The sequence below is a fragment of the Actinomadura sp. NPDC048394 genome, from assembly GCF_040651755.1.
Classification (GTDB): Bacteria; Actinomycetota; Actinomycetes; order Streptosporangiales; family Streptosporangiaceae; genus Spirillospora; species Spirillospora montaniterrae.
In genome coordinates this window covers 1-6,067 of sequence record NZ_JBEZJL010000160.1, presented here as the reverse complement: position 1 = coordinate 6,067, position 6,067 = coordinate 1, and the positions used below count along the sequence as shown (strand labels likewise).

General features: G+C 73.9%; 5 protein-coding genes. 2 read left to right on the top strand and 3 right to left on the bottom strand.

Annotated elements, in window-relative coordinates; all coding sequences use genetic code 11:
- Positions 1 to 43: 43 nt before the first annotated feature.
- From AB0C78_RS50410 to AB0C78_RS50400, 3 genes are read right to left on the bottom strand one after another with little or no spacing between them, the layout of a single operon-like run.
- Positions 44 to 838 carry an enoyl-CoA hydratase/isomerase family protein gene (locus AB0C78_RS50410; protein ID WP_360762888.1) on the bottom strand — a complete coding sequence of 265 codons (795 nt, stop codon included), beginning with the start codon at positions 836 to 838 and terminating at the stop codon, positions 44 to 46.
- On the bottom strand, positions 835 to 1,965 hold the full coding sequence (locus AB0C78_RS50405) for an acyl-CoA dehydrogenase family protein (RefSeq protein WP_360762885.1): 1,131 nt from the start codon (positions 1,963 to 1,965) through the stop codon (positions 835 to 837). Before AB0C78_RS50405 ends, AB0C78_RS50410 begins: the two co-directional genes overlap by 4 nt.
- Positions 1,952 to 2,998, bottom strand: coding sequence for an acyl-CoA dehydrogenase (locus tag AB0C78_RS50400; RefSeq protein WP_360762882.1), 1,047 nt, complete (start codon positions 2,996 to 2,998; stop codon positions 1,952 to 1,954). The genes AB0C78_RS50405 and AB0C78_RS50400 overlap by 14 nt, the downstream gene beginning before the upstream one ends.
- Positions 2,999 to 3,198: 200 nt before the next feature.
- Between AB0C78_RS50400 and AB0C78_RS50395 the strand changes: the two genes are divergently transcribed.
- Positions 3,199 to 4,791: a FadD3 family acyl-CoA ligase gene (locus AB0C78_RS50395; RefSeq protein WP_360762879.1), complete on the top strand. Its 1,593-nt coding sequence runs from the start codon at positions 3,199 to 3,201 to the stop codon at positions 4,789 to 4,791.
- Between the two features lie 75 nt (positions 4,792 to 4,866).
- On the top strand, positions 4,867 to 6,021 hold the full coding sequence (locus AB0C78_RS50390; RefSeq protein WP_360762891.1) for an acyl-CoA dehydrogenase family protein: 1,155 nt from the start codon (positions 4,867 to 4,869) through the stop codon (positions 6,019 to 6,021).
- Positions 6,022 to 6,067 lie beyond the last annotated feature (46 nt).

Genomic DNA, 6,067 nt, shown 5'->3' with positions numbered 1-6,067 from the left:
GGCGCCGAGGCCGTTCGGCCCCGGCGCCACCGGCGGTCCGGTGTCACTTCTTGCGTTTGGAGAGCTGCCGGTCGAGGGTCGCCCGCAGCTCCGGCGACAGGAAGGACCGGTCCTCGGCGGCGATCGCGAAGTCGAGCGTGGCGAGGACGGCGCGCTCCAGGTGCAGGTTGAGGACCCGCTTGGTGTCCTCCAGCGTCCGGCGGGGGAGCGCCGCGAGCTTGCGCGCGCACGCCATCGCCGCCTCCATCACCTCGCCGTCGGCGCAGACGTGGTTGGCCAGGCCGATCTCGGCGGCGCGGCGGGCGCTGATCCGCTCGCCGGTCAGCGCGTACTCCTTGGCGAGTTGCAGGCTCGTCAGCAGCGGCCAGGTCACCGGGCCGCCGTCGGCGGCCACGAGCCCGACCATGACGTGCGGGTCGGCGAGGTGCGCGCTCTCGGCGATGTACACGATGTCGGACAGCGCCGCCAGGCTGCATCCCAGGCCGACGGCGGGGCCGTTGACGGCCGCGACGATCGGCAGCCTGCACTGCACCATCCCGGTCACGATGCGGCGCGCGGCCACCAGGGTCTGCCGCCGCAGCGCGTCGTCCTTGGTCAGCTCGTCCAGGTAGGAGAAGTCGCCGCCCGCCGAGAACGCGCGCCCGGCGCCGGTCAGCACGACCGCGCGGGCCTCGCCGTCCGCGTCGAGGCACGGGAACAGGTCGGCGAGGGCCTCGTGGAGGACGTGGTTGGTGGCGTTCAGCGCGTCGGGACGGTTGAGCGTCACGATCCGGATCGGCCCGTCGGCGGCGACCTGGATCTCCGGGGGCAGGCCGTAGTCGACCGCGGTCGCGCTCATGCGACCGGAAGCCCGAGGATCCGCGTCGCGACCAGGTTGCGCTGGATCTGCGACGTCCCGCCCATGATGCTCTGCGCCCGGCTGTAGAGGTACATCCTCAGCCACGTGTCCTCCTCGATGCCGCCGGTGAGGTTGCTCATGCCGAGTGCGGCGTGCCCGACGGCCTGTTCGACACGCGTCATCAGCAGCTTGTCCACCGAGCCCTCGGGCCCGTGCGAGATTCCGTCCAGCCGGTCCGAGAGCCGCCGGCACACGTGCAGCCGCAGCATCTCGGCCTCGATCACCGCCCACGTGACGTCGCGCACGTTCTCCTCGGTGGACCGGCCGGACTCGGTGCGCAGCCGGGCCACGAGCTCGTTGACCGCCTTGCTGTAGCGGGCGACGTAGCCGAGTTCGCCCGGCTCGCGCTCGTGGCTGACCACGGTCATGGCCAGCTTCCAGCCCTCGCCCGGCGCGCCGATCATGTCGGACGCCTTCGCGACCGCGCCGTCGAAGATCACCTCGCCGAACTCGCGGGTGACCCCGTTGATCATCTTGAGGGGCCGCTGCTCGATGCCGGGCTGGTCCATCCGGACGGCGAACGCCGACAGCCCGCGGTGCTTGGGGGCGTCGGGGTCGGTGCGGGTGAGCACCAGGCACCAGTCGGCCTCGTCGGAGTAGCTGGTCCACACCTTGTGCCCGGTGATGCGGTACTCGTCGCCGCCGCGGACGGCGCGGGTGCGCAGCGACGCCAGGTCCGAGCCCGCGTCCGGCTCGCTGAACCCCTGGCACCAGCGCTCGCGCCCGCTGACGAGGCCGGGCAGGAAGCGCTTGCGCACGTCCTCGTCTGCGTGCCGCAGCATGCCCTGCACCAGGTAGCCGAGGCTGGGACGCGGGGGCGCGCCCGCCAGCGCGAGCTCCTGGTCGAGGATCGCGTCGTACACGGTCGGCAGGCCCTGGCCGCCGACCTCCTCGGGCCAGGACAGGCCGAAGAAGCCGGCGTCGTAGAGGGCCCGGTGCCACGGCGCCTGCCCGTCCCAGTACGCGTCCGACGTCGACGACTGGGGGAGCTTCGGGTTGTGCTCGGCCAGCCACGCCCGCAGCCGCGCGCGGAACGCGGCCTCCTCGGGGGAGTCAGCGAAGTCCATCGTGCCCGCCTCCGATCTCGTGGTGCGCGGCGACGCGCGCGAGGTTCACGCCGACGTCGCCGAGGAGCTGCGCCGACACCAGCGCACGCCGCAGGTGGACGTGCGCGAGGCACTCCCAGGTCATGCCGATGCCGCCGTGCACCTGGATGGCGGTCTCGCATACCTCCCGGGCGGCGCGCGCGCAGTACGCCTTGGCGATCGCGGCGGCGGCGAGCGCCTCGCTCGGTGGCAGGGCGTCGGCCGCCCAGGCCGCGTGGCGGGTGACGCTGCTCGATCCCTCGACCGAGACGAAGGCGTCCGCCAGCAGGTGCTGGACGCTCTGGAAGGTGCCGATCAGCGCCTCGTACTGGCGCCGGACGCCCGCGTAGGCGCGGGCGAGGCCGACCGCGCCGCGCATCGTCCCAACGAGGTCGGCGCAGGTCAGCGCGAGGGCGAGCGCGGACCACGCCTCGACGTCCGCGGCGGTGAGCGGGCCCGCGGCCGGGACCCGCTCGGCCCGCGCGTCGCCGACCGCCGCCGCCGGGCGGGTGAGGTCGCGCCCCGGCGACGTGCCGGTCACCGGGACGCGGACGAGGTCGTGGCCCTGGCCGGTGCGGACGAGCGCGAGGGCGGCCGTCGCGCCCCGGGCGTCGATCGCGATGCCGGAGCAGCGGGCGTGCTCGTCGTCCAGCACGACGAGGCCGGAGAGGTCGGGCCGCAGCAGGACGGTCTCGAGGGCGGCGGCGGGCTCCGCGCCCGCTCGGCGCCGCAGTTCAGCGGCAAGCGTCGGCCCGAGGAAGGGGGCGTCGGCCGGGCCACGGCCGAACTCCTCGGCGACGATCGCGGCCTCCACGGCGGAGGCGAGCGGCCGGCCGTCGCCGTCGGGGTCCGGGGCGCGCAGCTCGCGCCAGCCGGCACCGGTCAGCGCCGCCTCCAGGCCGGCGGCGCGGGCCTCGTCGTCCAGGTCGGCGACCGAGCCGGGGGCGTGGTCGTCGACGAGGCGGGCGGCGGCCTCGCGCAGCGCCCGCTGCTCGGCGGACAGGCGTACGTCCATCAGCACTCACTCCGCGGCGCGGACGAGGCGGCGGCGGTCGGGTGGAGATCGGACTCAATGATCATGTGCGGCGACCTCGGGGGAGGCGCGCCGGGGCCGCGCGGGGTGCGCGTGCGGATCGCCGGCGCGGATGCGAAGGGCTCTTCTCTGCAGACGATAAAAGTCTATACTGACGTCGATGTCAATCACGGAGGCCTGCCATGACCGACAGCCCGGGGCCGTCCCGGCCGAGCATCGCGGCGATGACCGCGTCCGCCGCGAAGCGCTTCCCCGGCCGGGTCGCGGTCGTGGACGGCGCCGCGCGCGTCTCCTACGCCGAGCTCCACGAGGAGGCCAGGCGGTTCGGCGCCGCGCTGGTCGCGGACGGCGTCGAGCCCGGTGACCGCGTCGCCGTCTGGGCGTTCAACAGCCGCGAATGGATCGTCGCGGTGCTCGGGCTCTACCAGGCGGGCGCCGTCCTCGTCCCGGTCAACACCAGGTTCAAGGGGCGGGAGGCGGCCGGGATCCTGCGCCGTGCCAAGGTGCGGGTCCTGGTGACGGTGACGGACTTCCTCGGCACCGACTACGTCGAGATGCTCGCCGCCTCGGGCGTCCCCCTGCCCGACCTGCGCACCGTCGTCATCGCCCGGGGCCGCCCGTCCGGGGACGCGGTGCCGTGGACGGGCTTCCTGGCGCGCGCCACCGAGAGCGACTTCGCCGAGGTCGACCGGCGGAGCGCCGCCCTCGGACCGGACGACACGTCCGACATCCTCTTCACGTCCGGGACGACCGGCGCGCCCAAGGGCGTGGTCATGACCCACGGCCGGACGATGACCGTGGCGACCGACTGGGTCGCCATGACGGGGCTCCGCGAGGGCGACCGCTACGTGATGGTCAACCCGTACTTCCACATGTTCGGGTTCAAGGCCGGCATCCTCGCCTGCCTGTCGGCCGGCGCCACGATGTACCCGCAGGCCGTCCTGGACGTCGACGCCGTGCTGGCCCTGGTCGCGGAGGAGCGGGCCACCGTCCTGCCCGGCGCCCCGACCATGTACCACGCGATCCTGGAGCACCCGGGCCGGGACCGGTACGACCTGTCGAGCCTGCGCGTCGCCGTGACCGGCTCGGCGGACATCCCGGTCGAGCTCATCCGGCGGGTCCGCGACGAGCTGCCGTTCTCGCTCATCGTCTCGGGATACGGGCTGACCGAGGCGGGGACGGCCAGCTCGACCGCGCCCGACGACGACCCGGAGACGATCGCCACGACCGTCGGGCGGGCCCGCCCCGGCTTCGAGATCCGGGTCGTCGACGGGACCGGCGGGGACGCCGCCGAAGGGGAGGTCGGGGAGATCCTCCTGCGCGGCCCGACCGTCATGGCCGGCTACCTGGACGACCCGGAGGCGACGGCGGAGGTGCTCTCCGCGGACGGCTGGCTGCGCACCGGCGACCTCGGGTGCTTCGACGGGCGCGGATGCCTGCGCATCGCGGGGCGCTCCAAGGACATGTTCATCGTCGGCGGGTTCAACGCCTACCCCGCCGAGATCGAGGCCATGCTGCTCGAACACCCGGGCGTGCGGGAGGCCGCGGTCGTCGGCGTCCCCGACGAGCGCCTCGGGCAGGTGGGCATGGCGTTCGTCGTGCCGCGCCCGCCCGCGCCGTCCCCGGGCGAGGTCATCGCCTGGTGCCGCGAGCGGATGGCCAACTACAAGGTGCCGCGCTTCGTCGAGCTGATCGACGAGCTGCCGCTCACCGCGAGCGGGAAGGTGCACAAGGCCGTGCTGGAGGAACGGGCCGGCGCCCGGACCGCCCGCTGATCCGCCGCGACCGAAACTTATATCGACGTCGATTTAATGAAACTGCGCCCGGAAGGTGGCCGACCCGTGGCCGACATGACCGACCAGGACCTCGAGCCGATGCTGGAGGCCGTCCGCGACTTCATCCGCAAGGAGGTGATCCCGCGCGAGGCGGAGATCGACGAGAAGGACGAGGTGCCGGACGTCCTGCGCGAGGCGGCCAAGCGGATGGGCCTGTTCGGGTTCACGATCCCCGAGGAGTACGGCGGGCTCGGCCTCGGCATCGTCGACCAGTGCCGGCTGCTGATCGAGGTCGGGTACGCCACGCCCGCCCTGCGCTCGATGTTCAGCACGAACGTGGGCATCGCCGGCGGGGTGATCATGGACGCCGGGACCCCGGAGCAGAAGGAGCACTGGCTGCCGCGGCTCGCCTCGGGCGAGGCCGTCGCCTCCTTCGCGCTCACCGAGCCCGACGCCGGGTCCGACCCGGGCGACATGCGGACCAGCGCCGTCCGCGACGGCGACCGGTGGGTGCTCAACGGCGTCAAGCGCTACATCACCAACGCGCCGATCGCAGACGTGTTCATGGTGTTCGCCCGCACCGACCCGGACGCGCGGTCATCGCGCGGCATCTCCACCTTCATCGTCCCGGCGGGCACTCCGGGGCTGACGGTGGGGCCGCGGGACCACAAGATGGGCCAGTTCGGCGCGTGGACGGCCGACGTCAACCTCGACGGCGTGCGCGTGCCGGCGGACGCGGTGGTCGGCGGCGACGCGGGCGTCCACACCGGCTTCCTGACCGCGATGCGCTGCCTGTCCACCGGGCGGCTCCTGCTCGCCGCCGCCTGCGTGGGGATGTGCCGGCGGCTGATCGACGAGTCGGTGCGGTTCGCGTCCGACCGCAAGCAGGGCGGGAAGCCGATCGCGTCCCACCAGCTGGTGCAGGCGATGATCGCGGACTCGGTCACCGAGACGATGGCGGCCCGCGCCCTCGTCCTGGACGCCGCGCGCGCCTACGCCGACGGCTCCGACCGCCGCACCGGCCCGGCCGCCGCGAAGTACTTCTGCAGCGAGACGGTCGGGCGCGTCGCGGACCGCGCCGTGCAGGTCCACGGCGGCGCCGGGTACATGCGGTCGGTCCCGGTCGAGCGGTTCTACCGCGACGCGCGGCTGTTCCGCATCTACGAGGGCACGAGCCAGATCCAGCAGGTCATCATCGCCCGCCAGACGATCGGGGAGGCCGCCGGCTGACGCGACGTGCAGCGGCCCGGGCGGAAAGAACGCCCCGGCCGCGGGA

Excerpts from the sequence above, each read along its gene's own strand:
- AB0C78_RS50410 (WP_360762888.1), bottom strand. The coding sequence starts at position 838 with ATGAGCGCGACCGCGGTCGACTACGGCCTGCCCCCGGAGATCCAGGTC.
- AB0C78_RS50405 (WP_360762885.1), bottom strand. The coding sequence starts at position 1,965 with ATGGACTTCGCTGACTCCCCCGAGGAGGCCGCGTTCCGCGCGCGGCTG.
- AB0C78_RS50400 (WP_360762882.1), bottom strand. The coding sequence starts at position 2,998 with ATGGACGTACGCCTGTCCGCCGAGCAGCGGGCGCTGCGCGAGGCCGCC.
- AB0C78_RS50395 (WP_360762879.1), top strand. The coding sequence starts at position 3,199 with ATGACCGACAGCCCGGGGCCGTCCCGGCCGAGCATCGCGGCGATGACC.
- AB0C78_RS50390 (WP_360762891.1), top strand. The coding sequence starts at position 4,867 with ATGACCGACCAGGACCTCGAGCCGATGCTGGAGGCCGTCCGCGACTTC.